13 protein-coding genes are annotated in these 15,282 nt (G+C 68.6%); 9 read left to right on the forward strand and 4 right to left on the reverse strand.

Annotation, left to right across the window (positions count from 1 at the left end):
• Positions 1–123: 123 nt before the first annotated feature.
• The 4 genes from ACV22Z_RS12155 to ACV22Z_RS12170 all read right to left on the reverse strand — a co-directional run bounded on the left by ACV22Z_RS12155 (position 124) and on the right by ACV22Z_RS12170 (position 4,929).
• The gene (locus ACV22Z_RS12155) at positions 124–1,194 is read right to left on the reverse strand and encodes an AI-2E family transporter (protein ID WP_448076547.1); all 1,071 of its coding nucleotides are present in this window, start codon (positions 1,192–1,194) and stop codon (positions 124–126) included.
• A 139-nt stretch (positions 1,195–1,333) separates the two neighbouring features.
• Positions 1,334–2,443, reverse strand: a complete 1,110-nt coding sequence (locus ACV22Z_RS12160; protein WP_448076548.1) for an NADH:flavin oxidoreductase/NADH oxidase — start codon at positions 2,441–2,443, stop codon at positions 1,334–1,336.
• Between the two features lie 122 nt (positions 2,444–2,565).
• Positions 2,566–3,252: a type 1 glutamine amidotransferase domain-containing protein gene (locus tag ACV22Z_RS12165; RefSeq protein WP_448076549.1), complete on the reverse strand. Its 687-nt coding sequence runs from the start codon at positions 3,250–3,252 to the stop codon at positions 2,566–2,568.
• 663 nt (positions 3,253–3,915) lie between these two features.
• Positions 3,916–4,929: a LacI family DNA-binding transcriptional regulator gene (locus ACV22Z_RS12170; protein WP_448076550.1), complete on the reverse strand. Its 1,014-nt coding sequence runs from the start codon at positions 4,927–4,929 to the stop codon at positions 3,916–3,918.
• Between the two features lie 189 nt (positions 4,930–5,118).
• Between ACV22Z_RS12170 and ACV22Z_RS12175 the strand changes: the two genes are divergently transcribed.
• The 9 genes from ACV22Z_RS12175 (at position 5,119) to ACV22Z_RS12215 (ending at position 15,278) form a co-directional block, all read left to right on the forward strand.
• On the forward strand, positions 5,119–6,696 hold the full coding sequence (locus ACV22Z_RS12175) for a glycoside hydrolase family 68 protein (protein WP_448076551.1): 1,578 nt from the start codon (positions 5,119–5,121) through the stop codon (positions 6,694–6,696).
• Between the two features lie 134 nt (positions 6,697–6,830).
• Positions 6,831–8,480, forward strand: a complete 1,650-nt coding sequence (locus ACV22Z_RS12180; RefSeq protein WP_448076552.1) for a glycoside hydrolase family 32 protein — start codon at positions 6,831–6,833, stop codon at positions 8,478–8,480.
• A gap of 320 nt (positions 8,481–8,800) precedes the next feature.
• Positions 8,801–10,261 carry a MocR-like pyridoxine biosynthesis transcription factor PdxR gene (pdxR, locus tag ACV22Z_RS12185; protein ID WP_448076553.1) on the forward strand — a complete coding sequence of 487 codons (1,461 nt, stop codon included), beginning with the start codon at positions 8,801–8,803 and terminating at the stop codon, positions 10,259–10,261.
• A 129-nt stretch (positions 10,262–10,390) separates the two neighbouring features.
• Complete coding sequence (locus ACV22Z_RS12190; protein ID WP_448076554.1) at positions 10,391–10,828, forward strand: carboxymuconolactone decarboxylase family protein; 438 nt, start codon at positions 10,391–10,393, stop codon at positions 10,826–10,828.
• Positions 10,829–10,838: 10 nt separating this feature from the next.
• Positions 10,839–11,258 (forward strand): cupin domain-containing protein, encoded by a 420-nt coding sequence (locus ACV22Z_RS12195; protein ID WP_448076555.1) that lies wholly within the window; start codon positions 10,839–10,841, stop codon positions 11,256–11,258.
• 264 nt (positions 11,259–11,522) lie between these two features.
• Complete coding sequence (locus tag ACV22Z_RS12200; RefSeq protein ID WP_448076556.1) at positions 11,523–12,221, forward strand: TetR/AcrR family transcriptional regulator; 699 nt, start codon at positions 11,523–11,525, stop codon at positions 12,219–12,221.
• A complete protein-coding gene (locus ACV22Z_RS12205; protein WP_448076557.1) occupies positions 12,218–13,183 on the forward strand; it encodes an HlyD family secretion protein in 966 nt (321 codons plus the stop codon). Before ACV22Z_RS12200 ends, ACV22Z_RS12205 begins: the two co-directional genes overlap by 4 nt.
• Complete coding sequence (locus ACV22Z_RS12210) at positions 13,180–14,127, forward strand: ABC transporter ATP-binding protein (protein ID WP_448076558.1); 948 nt, start codon at positions 13,180–13,182, stop codon at positions 14,125–14,127. Before ACV22Z_RS12205 ends, ACV22Z_RS12210 begins: the two co-directional genes overlap by 4 nt.
• Positions 14,124–15,278 carry an ABC transporter permease gene (locus ACV22Z_RS12215; RefSeq protein WP_448076559.1) on the forward strand — a complete coding sequence of 385 codons (1,155 nt, stop codon included), beginning with the start codon at positions 14,124–14,126 and terminating at the stop codon, positions 15,276–15,278. The genes ACV22Z_RS12210 and ACV22Z_RS12215 overlap by 4 nt, the downstream gene beginning before the upstream one ends.
• The last annotated feature ends 4 nt before the right edge of the window (positions 15,279–15,282 follow it).

The raw sequence follows: 15,282 nt of genomic DNA on the forward strand, positions 1-15,282 counted from the left end.
CGACCTTTGGGTCCAGATCGAAAAGATTTGTAAAGTTCCCTGCGAGAATCCGCCACCGCGCGGCGGTCTGCACCGCCGATCGTCAACGATCGTTGCGAACGCACCCGGTCGGCTGGCCCCGCATCATGCGACCCATTCGGCCCACAGCATCGTCAGCACGGTCATCAGCGCGGGACCGATGAACAGCCCGAGCAGGCCGAACGTCTCCGCGCCGCCGAGAATGCCGAACAGCACGAGCAGGAACGGCAGCCGCGCGGCGCTGCCGATCAGCACGGGCCGCACGAAGTGCTCGGCGACGAACACGACGACGAAGCCGGTCACGGCGACCGCGATCGCCCAGCCGGTTGCGCCCTGCACGAACAGCCACAGCGCTGCGCCGCAGAACACGAGCGGCGCGCAGAACGGCAGCATGGCGGCGACCGCCGTGACGAGGCCGAGCAGCGCCGCGTGCGGCACCGCGGCCAGCGCATACGCGATGCCGAGCAGCGCGCCCTCGCCGAGCCCGACGACGACAAGGCCCGTCACCGTGCCCTGCACCGCGGCCGCCATCCGCTCGATCAGCTGCGCGCCGTTCTTGCCGAACGCGCGCTGCGCGCCATGCAGCAGCGCACCCGACAGGCTGTGGCCCGCGCGCAGGATCACGAACAGCGTGACGAGCATGAAGCCGAATTCGAGCACCGCGTGCGCGAGCCGCGTGCCGAACTGCCGGCCGACCGCGATGAACGTCTCGCTGTTGACGCCCTTCATCGCGGTCGCCGCATGCAGCGGATGACCGAGATGGGCCTGCCACCACGCGGTGATTTGCGCCGCGCCGAACGGCAACCGGTTGACGAGGTCCGGCACCGGAATGCCGCTGTCCTCGACCGTGCGCAGCCATTCGCGCAGGTCGTGCGCCTGGCCGATCGCCTGAATCAGCGCAATCGCGACCGGCAGCACGACGAGCAACGAGATCGCGGTGGTGATGACGGTCGCGACGACGGTCGGCCGGTCGCGGAACAGCCGGTGCGACTCGAAGCGCTTCAGCAGCGGCCACATCGCGATCGCGATCACGCACGCCCAGGCGATCGCCGGAATGAACGCGCGGATCACCCACAGCGCGAGCGCAAGCAACGCGGCATACAGCACGGCGCGGGCAACCTGTTGCGCGCTCGGCCGCGCGGCGGAATCGGAAGACGGCGGTACGTGAGCGCCCATGGCCCCTCAGCTCGGAAGTCGAAAAAAATGGCGGTTCGCGCGGCGCACACGCCGGCACGAACCGCCATTCTATCGGGGTCGGGATGCGATCCGGCCGCCGGCCGCGCCGCCAGGATGCGGCGGGCCGGCCGGCGCCGGGTCAGGCTGCCTTCGCGGCGACCTTGTAGCGCTCGAGCCAGTGCGCGTACGGCGCGGGCAGCGTCCACGACGGCCGCTCGACGCCGAGCTGCTTCGCCGCGTAATACGGCCAGTGCGGATCGGCGAGATGGGCGCGGCCGACCATCACGAGATCGAGCTGCTGGTCGGCGACGACACGCTCCGCGAGCTGCGGCGTATCGATGCCCCACGCCGACGCCACCGGCAGCCCGGCCTCGCGGCGCACCCGCTCGGCGACCGGCGCGAGGAACGCCGGCCCCCACGGAATCCGCGCGTCGGGCGTCGAGAAGCCGACCGACACGCTCAGCATGTCGAGCCCTTCCGCCTTCAGGCGCTGCGTGAGCGCGATCGACTCGGCGAGCGTCTCGTCGTCACGGCCGTCGTATTCGATCACGCCGAACCGCGCGGTCAGCGGCAGATGCTCCGGCCACACCTTGCGGACAGCCGCGAGCGTCTCGACGAGGAAGCGGCCGCGATTCTCGGCCGAGCCGCCGTATGCGTCTTCACGGCGGTTCGAATGCACGGAGAAGAAGCTCTGCCCCAGATAGCCGTGCGCGAAATGCAGTTCGAGCCATTCGAAGCCGATGTCGCGTGCGCGCTTTGCCGCCGCGACGAAATCCGCCTGCACGCGTGCGATGTCGTCGTGCGTCATTTCACGCGGCACCTTCGGCAGGTGCGCGCCGAACGGCACGGCCGACGGTGCGATCGTCTGCCAGCCGCGCGGATCGCCGCCGGCAATGTGATCGTCGCCTTCCCACGGCCGGTTCGCGCTCGCCTTGCGGCCCGCGTGCGCGAGCTGGATGCCCGGCACCGCGCCCGCCGCCTTGATCGCCGCGACCGACGGCGCGAACGCGTCGGCCTGCGCGTCGGTCCACAGCCCGGCGCAGCCCGGCGTGATGCGGCCTTCCGGCGCCACTGCGGTCGCCTCGGCAATCACGAGGCCCGCGCCGCCGCGCGCAATGCCGGCCAGGTGCACGTGATGCCAGTCGTTGACGACGCCGTCCTCGGCGACGTACTGGCACATCGGCGGCACCGCGATCCGGTTGCGCAGCGTGACATCCTTCAGTTTGAACGGTTCGAACAGGGCAGACATCCATCAACTCCTTGGCTAGCTTCTGCATAAAACGGGACACCCGCCGCGCGTCGTGCGACGGGAAGAAAAGGCTTGCCCGGCAACGTTCGCCGCCGGGCGACGGCACACTGCGCCGCGCTGCGTCAGGCCTGCTTCAGCTGCGCAAGCAGCGCTTCGGCGGCCGGCTCCGACGATGCCGGGTTCTGCCCGGTGATCAGCAGGCCGTCGACCACCACGTGCGGCGCCCAGTCGGGGCCGTGCTCGTAGCGCGCGCCGTTGGTCTCGAGCATGTTCTGCACGAGGAACGGCACGACCTCGGTCAGCTCGACGGCGGCTTCCTCGCTGTTCGTGAAGCCCGTCACGCGCTTGCCGCGCACCAGCGATTCGGCCGTCCGCGGATCCTTCGCGTGACGCAGCACGCCCGGTGCGTGGCACACGAGCGCTACCGGCTTGCCGGCGCCGATCGCGCGTTCGATCAGCGAGATCGAATGCAGGTCTTCGGCGAGATCCCACAGCGGACCGTGGCCGCCCGGGTAGAACACCGCGTCGTAATCGTCGATCGACACGTCGGCCAGCTTGCGCGTGCTGGCCAGTTCGGCCTTGGCGGCTGCATCCGCTTCGAAGCGGCGCGTTGCGTCGGTCTGCGCGGACGGGTCGCTGCTCTTCGGGTCGAGCGGCGGCTGGCCGCCGTTCGGCGAAACGAGCGTCAATTCGGCGCCCGCGTCCTTGAATGCGTAGTATGGCGCTGCCAGTTCCTCGAGCCAGAAACCGGTCTTCCTGCCGGTGTCGCCGAGCGTGTCGTGCGACGTCAGGACAATGAGAATCTTCATGATCGGGCACTCCTGTCGAAAGGGTGGAAACACGGTCGCGTGTTGCTCAAGTATTGGTCCACAACGCGTGGTTCGCGTAGTCAAAGTTCTACATCGACTCACGCTATTAGACCAGTCGTCTAGAACATTGCCGCAAAAAACGCGACGGCGTCGCGTGATCGTTTGACTGCGCGCAACCATGCTGCGGTACGCGACTCACGTCGCGCGTCGCGGCGACGACCGGCACCGGGCACCGGGCACCGGACGCCGGACACCGGACGCCAGACACCGGACGCCGGACGCCGGACGCCGGACGCCGGACGCCGCCAGCATCACTGCCGCATATTTCAATTTCGCGTCCGCTCCTGGCGAATCAACATGCCGCCGCAGATTTCCGGCATCCCGCTGGTCTGGCGCACTGCGCCGGGCCGCAGGTCGTCGTTGCAATCAACAGGGCGGATGATAGCGCCCGATTAGACCGGTCGTCTAGAAAACAGGCGTTCGACCATGCGGGCTTCAGGGGTTTCATCCGCTGGCTGGCGCACGCCACGACCGCACGGCAGCCTCGAATGTTCACCGACGTCGCCCGCCCCCTTACCCGTACTTACCAGCACTTACCAGTACTTATCCGCACTTACAAGTACTTACCAGCACTTACCCACACTCTCCTGCCATTACCTCCCCCTACCCGCGCAACGGCCCGTCGGTATCGCCAGCGTCGATCACCGGCGTCGCGAGGCGCTCCCCGCGCACGCCGCCGGCAACCATGTCGAGCATCAGTTCCGCCAGCGAACGCCCCGTCTCATGCCCGGTCGGCTGCACGACGGCCGTCACGCGACGCGGATGCGCGACATCGGCGGGCACCCCGTCATAGACGATCAGTGCAATGTCGTCGCCGATGCGCCGCCCGCTGTCGGCGAGCGCGCGAAACACGCCGCTGCCCGCGATATTGTTGTCGACGAAAATCGCGGTCGGCGGCTCGGGAAGCGCGAGCAGCGCCTGCGCGGCCAGCCATCCGCCGTCGCGCGTGAACGGGCACTCGACCTGCAGCGCCGGATCGGGTTCGATGCCGGCCGCGCGCATCGCGGCGTCGAAACCGGCACGTCGCTGCGCGGCGAAATTCAGCGCGAGCGGCGCGCCGATCATCGCGATGCGCCGATGCCCGAACCCGATCAGGCGCCGCACGGCCGCCTTCGCGCCGGCTTCGTTGTCGAAGTCGAACCACGCGTACGGTTCCGCGCTGCGCGTGCGGCCGTATGCGACATACGGAAACCCGCGCGACTGCAGGAACGCGATGCGCGGATCGTCGACGAGCGTGCGCGCGACGATCAGCCCGTCGACCAGCTTGCCGTCGACGAGCCGGCGGTACGTGTCCAGTTCCGCGTTCGGCCGCGCGGACACGATGATGAAATCGAGGTTGCGCTCGGCCAGCCGCTCGGTGATCCCCGCGACGACCTCGCCGAAACGCGGATCGCCGAGATCGCCCGCACCGAACGGATAGACGATCCCGATCGCATCCGCTCGCCCCGTCGCGAGACGGCGCGCGGTCGGATCCGCGACATAGCCCATTTCCTGTGCCGCCTTCATCACGCGTTCGCGCGTCGCCTCGCTCACGTCGTCGTACCCGTTCAGCGCGCGGCTGACCGTCGTGCGCGACAGCCCGAGCGCGTCCGATAGCGCCTTCAGATTCACCTTCACGATCGTCCCTTGCGATGTGCGGCCGGCAGGCCCCGCGGTCTGCCGACCGATTCTTTCACTTCTGTAATAAATACTGTCAAATAAATATCTTTTGACGTCCAAACCGGTTTGAAATAGCATCCGAACCGGTTTGGACATCGATGCCACCCTCAGACGTTCTCTTTCACCCTTTTTCGAAACAACGCCGAGATGACATACTTTCCCCTTTTCCGCTCGCTCCCGGGCAAACGTTTGCTGCTCGCTGGCGGCGCACTGGCCGCCTTCGCGGCCGTCGCGCACGCGCAGTCCGGCGGCACGGGCGCGCCCATGCCCACGCCCCACTCGCAGCAGGCCTACGATCCCGAGAGCAACTTCACGATGCGCTGGACGCGCGCCGACATCCGTCAGATCGTCGCGCAATCGCACGTCGCCGGCGCGGACAGGAATTCGCTGCCGCAAGCGCTGACGATGCCGGACATCCCGCAGGATTTCCCGCTGATCAACCCGAACGTGTGGGTCTGGGATACGTGGCCGCTCGCCGACCTGCGCGCGAACCAGCTCAGCTACAAGGGCTGGGAGGTGATCTTCTCGCTCACCGCCGACCCGCATGCCGGCTACACGTTCGACGACCGCCACGTCCATGCCCGGATCGGCTTCTTCTACCGCCGCGCGGGCATCCCCGCGTCGCAGCGCCCCGCGAACGGCGGCTGGACCTGGGGCGGCCACCTGTTCCCGGACGGCGCGAGCGTGAAGGTGTTCGGCACCGCGCCGATGACCAACAACGCCGAATGGTCGGGCTCCGCGCGCCTCACGCACGGCGACAACGTCAGCCTCTACTACACCGCGACGTCGTTCAACCGCTCGGCGCCGGGCGGTGCCGACATCACGCCGCCCCAGGCGATCATCACGCGCGCCGACGGCCACATCCACGCCGACGACAAGCACGTATGGTTCAGCGGCTTCGACGATCACAAGGCACTGCTGCAGCCGGACGGCACGTATTACCAGACGGGCCAGCAGAACACCTATTTCTCGTTCCGCGATCCGTTCGTGTTCACCGACCCCGCGCATCCCGGCAAGACCTACATGGTGTTCGAGGGCAACACGGGCGGCCCGCGCGGCGCGCGCACCTGTACCGAAGCCGACCTCGGCTACGCGCCGAACGATCCGTACAGGGAAGACCTGAACGCGGTGATGAATTCGGGCGCAGTGTATCAAAAGGCCAACGTCGGCCTCGCGATCGCGACGAACCCGCAGCTGACCGCGTGGAAGTTCCTGCCGCCGCTGCTGTCCGCGAACTGCGTGGACGACCAGACCGAGCGTCCGCAAATCTACATGAAGGACGGCAAGTACTACCTGTTCACGATCAGCCACCGCAACACGATGGCCGCCGGCGTCGACGGGCCGGACGGCGTGTACGGCTTCGTCGGCAACGGCATCCGCAGCGACTTCCTGCCGCTGAACGGCGGCAGCGGCCTCGTGCTCGGCAACCCGACCGACTTCTCGGCGCCGGCCGGCCAGCCGTACTTTCAGGATCCGAACCAGAACCCGCGCGAGTTCCAGTCGTATTCGCACTACGTGATGCCGGGCGGCCTCGTCGAATCGTTCATCGACGCGATCGGGCCGCGCCGCGGCGGCACGCTCGCACCGACAGTGAAGGTCAACATCAACGGCACGTCGACGGCAGTCGACCGCTTCTACGGGCGCGGCGGGCTCGGCGGCTACGGCGACATCCCGGCGAACCTCCCCGCGACGGGCGCCGGCCACAACGACGGCAACGCGCAGTAAGTGGCGCGCGCGCATCGGGCGTGTCCCGTGCGCGCGTTGCCGTCACCTTCGGCAGACCTTGCGCTGCGCCACCGGCGGCATCGGTCGCGCAGCGCCCTTCTTCCCGCTTCGTCAGGCGAAGCACGCAACGACGCATGAGACTCACACCCGAACGCTTTCCCTTCCGCGCAGCGACGTGGCTGCTCGCGTGCGCGCTCGCCGCACGCGTCGTCGCCGCCCCATGCCCCGCGCCCGTGGCCGACGGCACCTCGCAATGGCGGCCGGCGCTCCATTACACGCCGCAGCGCAACTGGATGAACGACCCGAACGGCCTCGTCTACGAGAACGGCCGCTATCACCTGTTCTATCAGTTCAATCCGCTCGGCAACGACTGGGGCAACATGTCGTGGGGCCACGCGACCAGCACGGACCTCGTCCACTGGCGCGAGCAGCCGGTCGCGATGCGCGCGAACGCAGCCGAGGAGATCTTCTCCGGCTCGATCGTCGCCGACACCCGCAACACGTCCGGGCTCGGCAAGCCCGGCGAAACCCCGCTCGTCGCGCTGTACACCAGCGTCTACAAGGCCGGTTCCGGACATGCGCCCGGCACGCAGGCGCAATCGCTCGCGTACAGCGTCGACCACGGCGCGACCTGGCGTCCGTACGCGCACAATCCGGTGCTCACGCTCGATCCGGAGTCGAGGCAGTTCCGCGACCCGAAAGTGTCGTGGTACGCGCCCGGCGGGTACTGGCTGATGACGACCGTCGTCGCCGACGCGCACGTGGTGAAGCTGTACCGCTCCGACGACCTGATCCACTGGGCATTCCTGAGCGACTTCACCCTGCCGGGCGTCCCGCACGACGGCACGCTGTGGGAAATGCCCGACCTGGTTCCGCTGCCGGTCGACGGCGATCCGAAGCGGGTCAAGTGGGTGATGATCGTCAACGTGAATCCGTGGTCGATCGCTGGCGGCTCGGGGGCGATGTATTTCGTCGGGAATTTCGACGGGCGGTCGTTCACGCCCGATCGTGTCGCGCCCGCCGGTTCGGATCCCGCGCAGTTCCGCTGGGTCGACCATGGCGCGGATTTCTACGCGGCCGGCACATTTTCCGGCACATTCGCGGGTGCGCCCGGCACGCAGCCGGTCGCGATCGCGTGGATGAGCAACTGGGATTACGCGGCGAAAGCGCCGACGACGCCATGGCGCGGCGCGATGACGTTGCCGCGCGCACTCGCGTTGAAGACGATCGACGGCGAGCCACAACTCGTCGTCACGCCGGCCCCGGCGTTCGACGCATGGGCGGACGGACGGCCCGCGGCGCATCTCGGCGACCTGAGCGTCGCGTCGGCGCTGCGCGAACTGCCGGCCGCGACACGTGGCGCCGTGCAGCGGATCACGCTGACGCTCGCGCCGCACGGCGCCGCGCGTGCGGGGCTCGTCGTGCGGCGTTCGGCGGATGGTGCGATCGGCACGCGGATCGTCTACGACCCCGCGCAGCGGACGCTGACCCTCGACCGGTCGCAATCGGGCGAAACGAATTTTTCCAGTGCGTTCAGCCAGCAGCACATCGTGAACCTGCCGCTGCAAAACGGGCGGCTGCCGCTCGAGATCGTCGTCGATCGCGGCTCGGTCGAAGTATTCGCCGGTGGCGGACGCACCGCGATCACCGACCTGGTCTTCCCGCCGCTCGCCGCCGACCGGATCGCCGTGTTCGCGGAACACGGCAGCGCGACGTTCGGCGGGTTGACGGTCACGAACCTCGCGGGGCAGGACGATGCGGAGCGCGCCTGCGGCGCGCGTTGAGCAGCGTGCGCGTGTTCCACCAGTAACCGGCGAACAGCTACCGGCGCAAGGCAAACGGCTACCCGCGGCCAGTGACCAAGGACCAGCAACTGGCGGCCAGCAACTGGCAACTTGCAACCGTCGGCCCGTGACTCGGTTCGCGTCGAACGGCGCGATTGCCGCTCCCGCTGCATGGCCGCGCCCCCGATCCGGAGAGACCGTCCATCGCAATCCAGCCGCGCGCCGATCGACGTGAATCCCCGCGCGGTTCGACCATCGCGACGGCATACTTTCGGTATGCCGAATCCGGCAAAATCAATGAAACCGAGGTAGCCACTGCGATGGACATCGCGATCCACATCGAAGGCCGTCACGACCTGACGGGGCAAATCTACCGGCAGTTGCGCATCGCGATCGTCGACGGCCGCCTCGCGGGCGGCGCGCGGCTGCCGTCGACGCGCGATCTTGCGACGCAGCTCGGCGTGTCGCGCAAGACGACGCTCGACGCGTTCGAGCGGCTCATCGCGGAAGGCTACCTGTGGACGCGGCGCGGCGACGGCACGTTCGTCGCCGACGGCCTCGCGCGCGTGCCGCATGCACCGGATACGGCAACGCCGGCCATCGCCGCCGCCCCCGTCCCCGCCGACGCGCCGGACATCCGCGCGTTCTGGACGGACCTGCCCGATGCGCTCGCGATGCCGATTCCGCACCACGCGCCCGCCTTCGATTTCCGCGGCGGCGTGACCGACAAGTCGCTGTTCCCGTTCGACGCATGGCGCCGCTGCCTGCACCATGCGCTGCGCGTGCAGGCGCGCGGCCCGGGCCAGTATCACGACCCTGCCGGCGACCAGCAGTTGCGGCTCGCGATCGCGCGCTACGTCGCGTTCAACCGGGCTGTTGGCTGCCACTGGCAGGACGTGATCGTCACGCAGGGCGCACAACAGGCGCTCGACGTGATCGCCCGCGTCGTCGTGCGGCCCGGCGACGTCGTCGCGGTCGAGGATCCCGGCTATCCGCCGGCCCGCGCCGCGTTCGCGTCGCTCGGCGCGACGGTGGCCGGCGTGCCGGTCGACGCGCATGGCCTCGTCACCGACCGGCTGCCGGACGATGCGCGCCTCGTGTACGTGACGCCGTCGCACCAGTTTCCGCTCGGCATGCCGATGAGCCTCGAGCGGCGCGTCGCGCTGCTCGAATGGGCGCAGCGGCGGCGCGCGATCATCATCGAGGACGACTACGACGGCGAATTCCGCTTCGAAGGGCGGCCGATGGAATCGCTGAAGAGCCTCGACTGCACGGGCCTCGTCGCCTATGTCGGCACGTTCTCGAAGACGATCTTTCCCGAGTTGCGGATCGGCTACGCGATTCCGCCGCATACGCTGCATGCGGCGCTCCGCAAGGCCAAGCAGATCGTCGACTGGCATACGTGCACGCTGACACAGACCGCGCTCGCACGCTTCATGCTCGACGGCGATTTCGCGCGGCACCTGCGCCGCGTGCAGAAGCACTACGACGCGCGGCGCAGGGTGCTGCTCGCGCACCTGCGCGGCGACCTCGCGCCGTGGTTCGACACGATCGTGCCCGCAGCCGGCATCCACCTCGCGGCGCGGCTCAAGCCGGGCGTCGACGAAACCGCACTGGTCGACGCGGCGCGCCGGCACGATGTCGGGCTGTACGGGATCGCGGCGTTTCACGTCGACGTGCCGCGTCACGCAGGATTGCTGTTCGGCTATGGCGGGATCGACGCGACGCACATCGACACGGCGCTCGCGCGACTTGCTGCACTGCTGCGCGCCGGCGGCTGACCGTCAAGCCTGACCGCCGAACACTGGCTACCTTGATTTACCGAAAATTGGCCATTTCAGAAGGCCAGTCCCGTCGTTAATCTGAGTCCTGTCGCGCCACCGTGCGCATCGACCGACCGAGGACTCACCATGCAACCCCGCCTGAACTTCTATGCCGCCAGCCCGAATGCCATCAAGGTGATGCGCAACGCCGAGGAATTCCTTGCGAAGAGCTCGATCGACAAGCCGCTCGCCGAACTGGTGCGCCTGCGCGCGTCGCAGATCAACGGTTGCGCGTTCTGCGTCGACATGCACACCACCGATGCGCGCAAGGGCGGCGAAACCGACCGCCGTCTCGCGACTGTCGTCACGTGGCGCGAAACGCCGTTCTTCACCGACCGCGAGCGCGCGGCGCTGGAGTGGACCGAGGCGCTGACGCTGGTGGCCGACAACCATGTGCCGGACGCCGTGTGGGAAGCCGTGAAGCCGCATTTCACCGACGAAGAGCTCGCGGATCTGACGTTGCTCGTATCGACGATCAATACATGGAACCGCTTCGCGATCGCGTTCCGCAAGCTGCCCGCGTAAGGAGCCTGCGATGATGCGCTCCAGGTTCCCGCGCGCGGCCGCTGCCGCGCTCGTGCTCACGCTCGGCGCCGCATCGCCGGCCGCACGTGCGCACGACGTCGGCGACGCCGTGCACCCCGTGATGAGGCAGGCCGTGCCCGAAGCGCCCGGCAAGCTCGCGGTCGTCGCGACCGTCGACTATGCACCCGGCCAGGCGTCCGAGCCGCACCGCCATCTCGGCTCGGTGTTCGCGGTCGTGTCGAAAGGCGAAGTGATGTCGCAGATCAACGACGGCCCGCTGCGCCGTTACCGCGCGGGCGAAGGCTGGTACGAGCCGCCGGGCTCGCGGCATCAGGTGTCGCGCAATGCGAGCGATACCGAGCCCGCGCAGCTCGTCGTGTTCGGGCTGACGGGTGAGCATGAGCCGCTGAAGGCGCCGCTCGATCACTAGGCCGCCTGCCGCGGTTTGCATCGAAGCACGTCGCCGTCCGGCCGGCGGCGCGCCCTCGCGATTTCCTCGCGCTTCCCCCGCTTCCCCCGCTTCCCTCCCGTTGCATTAACCACTCCCTACATCCGGCGATCCGCATATGCGCCCTCGCCCGCCGCCCGCCCGCGCCCTGCGGCCCCGCCCCGATTCGACCGGCGTGTGACCCCGGTCAATTTCGTCGAAAACCCTTCCTTGAAATTAACTAACTCATCAATTAGCGTCATCTGCATGAACGCGAAATCCACCGCCGCCAGGCCGCGCGGGCGCCGCCCGTCGGTGGACGATTTCGACCTGCGCAACCACATGCTCGACGTCGCGACCCGCCTGTTCGCCGAGCGCGGCATCGCGGCCACGACGGTCGCGCAGATTGCCGCCGCCGCGGGCGTCACGTCGGCGATGGTCCACTACTACTTCACGAACCGCGAGCAACTGCTGGACGCGATCGTCGAGGAACGCCTGATGCAGGTGATCGCGTTCGTCTGGCGGCCTACCGAACCGCTGGTCGACCACGACCCGTTCGCGCTCGTCGCGGAACTCGTCGACCGCTTCTTCGACGTTACCGGGCGAATGCCGTGGCTGCCGTCGCTGTGGCTGCGCGAGATCGTCAACGAAGGCGGCCTGCTGCGCGAACGGATGGTCGAACGCATCCCGCTCGAACACGTCGGACGCTTTGCCGAACGCATCCGGCACGCGCAGCAGGCCGGCACCGTGAACCCCGCGCTCGAGCCCGCGCTCCTGTTCCAATCGATCATCGCGCTTGTGATGCTGCCGCTCGCCACCGCGAAACTGTGGCAGAGCGCACGCGGGATGCCGCCGGTCGATCGCGATGTGCTGCAGCGGCACGTGCGTGCGCTGCTCGGCTTCGGATTGCAGCCGCCCACGGCTGCGCCGGCCCGCCGCACGCGCTCGCCCCGGAGCCGGACATGACACCGGCCCGCGCCACGCCGTTCGCGCTTGTCGCGTGCCTCGCGCTTGCTGCCGGTTGCGGGCAGCGCACGAGCGACCAGGCAAGCTATCAGGGCTATGTCGAAGGCGAATTCGTCTATCTGTCGTCGTCGCAATCGGGCACGCTGACGCAGCTCGCCGTGCAGCGCGGCCAGACAATCACCGCGAACGCGCCCGCGTTCGCGCTCGAGGCCGTCAACGAGACAGCCGCGCTGCAGCAGGCGCAGCACCAGCTCGCCGCCGCGCAGGCGCAGCTCGCCGACCTGCAGACCGGCAAGCGGCCGCCGGAAGTGAATGTCGCGAAGGCGCAGCTCGCACAGGCCGCGGCGCAAGCCGGCAAGGCCGCCGACCAGCTCGCGCGCGACGAACGCCAATACGCGGCGGGCGGCATCTCGAAGCAGCAGCTCGACGACTCGCGCGCGTCCGCCCAAACGACCGCCGCGCAGGTGCGCGAGTTGCAGAGCCAGGTCGATGTCGCGCGCCTGCCCGGCCGTTCGCAGCAGATCACCGCGCAGGCCGCGCAGGTCGACGCCGCGCAGGCGGCCGTTGCCGTTGCGCAGTGGAAGCTCGACCAGAAGCGTGTCGCCGCACCCGCGTCCGGGCTCGTCTACGACACGCTGTACCGGCTCGGCGAATGGGTGCAGGCCGGCAACCCGGTCGTGCAGATGCTGCCGCCGCAGAACGTGAAGGTGCGCTTCTTCGTGCCCGAGACCGCCGTCGCGACGCTCGCGCCGGGCCGCGCGGTCGCGATCCACTGCGACGGCTGCGCGGCCGACGTGCCCGCGCGCATCACCTACGTGTCGAGCGAAGCCGAATACACGCCGCCCGTGATCTACAGCAACGAAAGCCGCACGAAGCTCGTGTTCATGATCGAGGCCCGCCCGGCCGTCGCCGACGCGCCGAAGCTGCATCCGGGCCAGCCCGTCGCGGTGAGGGCGCAATGAACACGCTGACCGTCCCGTATGCGATCGACGTCGACCGGCTGAACAAGCGCTTCGGCGACAAGCACGTGGTCAAGGACGTGTCGCTGCGCGTCGCGCGCGGCGAGATCTTCGGTTTCCTCGGCCCGAACGGCAGCGGCAAGACCACGTCGATCAGGATGATGTGCGGGCTGCTCACGCCGGATTCGGGCAGCGGCACCTGCCTCGGCTACGACATCGTGCGCGACAGCGCGCAGATCAAGCGCCACGTCGGCTACATGACGCAGCGCTTCTCGTACTGGGAAGACCTGTCGATCCGCGAGAATCTCGACTTCGTCGCACGCGTGTACCAGATGCCGGACCGCAAGGCGGCCGTCGAGCGCGCGCTCGACACGCTCGGCCTCGCGAGCCGCGCGAACCAGCTGACGGGCGCGCTGTCGGGCGGCTGGAAGCAGCGGCTCGCGCTCGCCGCATGCATGCTGCACGGCCCGGAACTGCTGCTGCTCGACGAGCCGACCGCCGGCGTCGATCCGGCCGCGCGCCGCGATTTCTGGGAGGAATTGCACCGGCTGGCCGCGCAAGGCATTTCGGTGCTCGTCAGCACGCACTACATGGACGAAGCCGAGCGCTGCCACAAGCTCGCGTATATCGCGTACGGCGAACTGCTCGCGCAAGGCACGGCGGCGGAAATCGTCGCGTCTCAAGGGCTCGCGACCTGGGCGATCACGGGCGAGCGCCTGACCGAACTGTCCACGCGGCTGCGCGCGATGCCGGGCGTCGACCAGACGGTCGTGTTCGGCTCCACGCTGCACGTGAGCGGCCGCGACCACCGGGTGCTCGAAGCGAGCGTCGCGCAGGTCGCCGCCGATGCGTCGCTGCGCGCCGAGCCGATCGGCACCGGGCTCGAAGACGTGTTTATCTACATGATGAGCGTTGCAGACAACGGCTCCGGAGGCGCACCGTCATGAGCGCGCCGCTCCGGTTTCATTGGTCGTTCTCGTTCGCGCGCTGGTGGAGCATCGTGCTGAAGGAATTCCTGCAGCTGCGCCGCGACCGCGTGACGTTCGCGATGATCGTCGGCGTGCCGATCATCCAGCTCACGCTGTTCGGCTTCGCGATCAACACGGACCCGAAGCACCTGCCGACCGCGGTGATCGTCGCCGATGCGAGCCCGTTCACGCGCAGCTTCGTCGCCGCGATGCGCAATTCCGCGTACTTCGACATCGTCGAGACGCTGCCCGACGAAGCAGCCGGCCGGCACGCGCTCGCGCGCGGCGACGTGCTGTTCGTGCTGAGCATTCCCGCCGATTTCTCCCGCCGGCTGCTGCGCGGCGAACGTCCTTCGCTGCTCGTCGAGGCCGATGCGACCGATCCCGTCGCGACCGCGTCGGCCATCGCGACGCTGTCGGGCCTCGTGCAGCCGGTCGCGGACAAGGACCTGACCGGCCCGCTCGCCCACCTGAACGGCCGCCCCGCCGCGTTCGACGTGCGCCTGCACCGCCTGTACAACCCGGAGGGGATCACGCAGTACAACGTGGTGCCGGGCCTGATGGGCGTGATCCTGACGATGACGATGGTGATGATGACGGGCCTCGCGATCACGCGCGAGCGCGAGCGCGGAACGATGGAGAACCTGCTCGCGACGCCCGTGCTGCCGCTCGAGGTGATGACGGGCAAGATCGTGCCGTATGTGTTCATCGGGCTGATCCAGGTGTCGATCATCCTGGCGGCCGCGCGGGTCGTGTTCCACGTGCCTTTCGTCGGCGGCGTGCTGGCGATCTACCTGTCCGCGCTGCTGTTCATCGCGGCGAACCTGACGGTCGGCATCACGCTGTCGTCGCTTGCGCAGAACCAGCTCCAGGCGATGCAGCTCGCGGTGTTCTACTTCCTGCCGAACATCCTGCTGTCCGGCTTCATGTTCCCGTTCGCCGGGATGCCGAAATGGGCGCAGTTCATCGGCAACCTGCTGCCGCTCACGTACTTCAACCGGCTGGTGCGCGGCATCCTGCTGAAGGGCAACGGCTGGGTCGACCTGTGGCCGTCGGTGTGGCCGGTCGCCGTGTTCACCGTGGTCGTGATGACCGTCGCGCTGCGCTTCTACCGGCGCACGCTCGACTAGGGAG

This window comes from Burkholderia sp. PU8-34 (genome assembly GCF_053427725.1).

Excerpts from the sequence above, each read along its gene's own strand:
- ACV22Z_RS12155 (WP_448076547.1), bottom strand. The coding sequence starts at position 1,194 with ATGGGCGCTCACGTACCGCCGTCTTCCGATTCCGCCGCGCGGCCGAGC.
- ACV22Z_RS12160 (WP_448076548.1), bottom strand. The coding sequence starts at position 2,443 with ATGTCTGCCCTGTTCGAACCGTTCAAACTGAAGGATGTCACGCTGCGC.
- ACV22Z_RS12165 (WP_448076549.1), bottom strand. The coding sequence starts at position 3,252 with ATGAAGATTCTCATTGTCCTGACGTCGCACGACACGCTCGGCGACACC.
- ACV22Z_RS12175 (WP_448076551.1), top strand. The coding sequence starts at position 5,119 with ATGACATACTTTCCCCTTTTCCGCTCGCTCCCGGGCAAACGTTTGCTG.
- ACV22Z_RS12180 (WP_448076552.1), top strand. The coding sequence starts at position 6,831 with ATGAGACTCACACCCGAACGCTTTCCCTTCCGCGCAGCGACGTGGCTG.
- pdxR (WP_448076553.1), top strand. The coding sequence starts at position 8,801 with ATGGACATCGCGATCCACATCGAAGGCCGTCACGACCTGACGGGGCAA.
- ACV22Z_RS12190 (WP_448076554.1), top strand. The coding sequence starts at position 10,391 with ATGCAACCCCGCCTGAACTTCTATGCCGCCAGCCCGAATGCCATCAAG.
- ACV22Z_RS12195 (WP_448076555.1), top strand. The coding sequence starts at position 10,839 with ATGATGCGCTCCAGGTTCCCGCGCGCGGCCGCTGCCGCGCTCGTGCTC.
- ACV22Z_RS12200 (WP_448076556.1), top strand. The coding sequence starts at position 11,523 with ATGAACGCGAAATCCACCGCCGCCAGGCCGCGCGGGCGCCGCCCGTCG.
- ACV22Z_RS12205 (WP_448076557.1), top strand. The coding sequence starts at position 12,218 with ATGACACCGGCCCGCGCCACGCCGTTCGCGCTTGTCGCGTGCCTCGCG.
- ACV22Z_RS12210 (WP_448076558.1), top strand. The coding sequence starts at position 13,180 with ATGAACACGCTGACCGTCCCGTATGCGATCGACGTCGACCGGCTGAAC.
- ACV22Z_RS12215 (WP_448076559.1), top strand. The coding sequence starts at position 14,124 with ATGAGCGCGCCGCTCCGGTTTCATTGGTCGTTCTCGTTCGCGCGCTGG.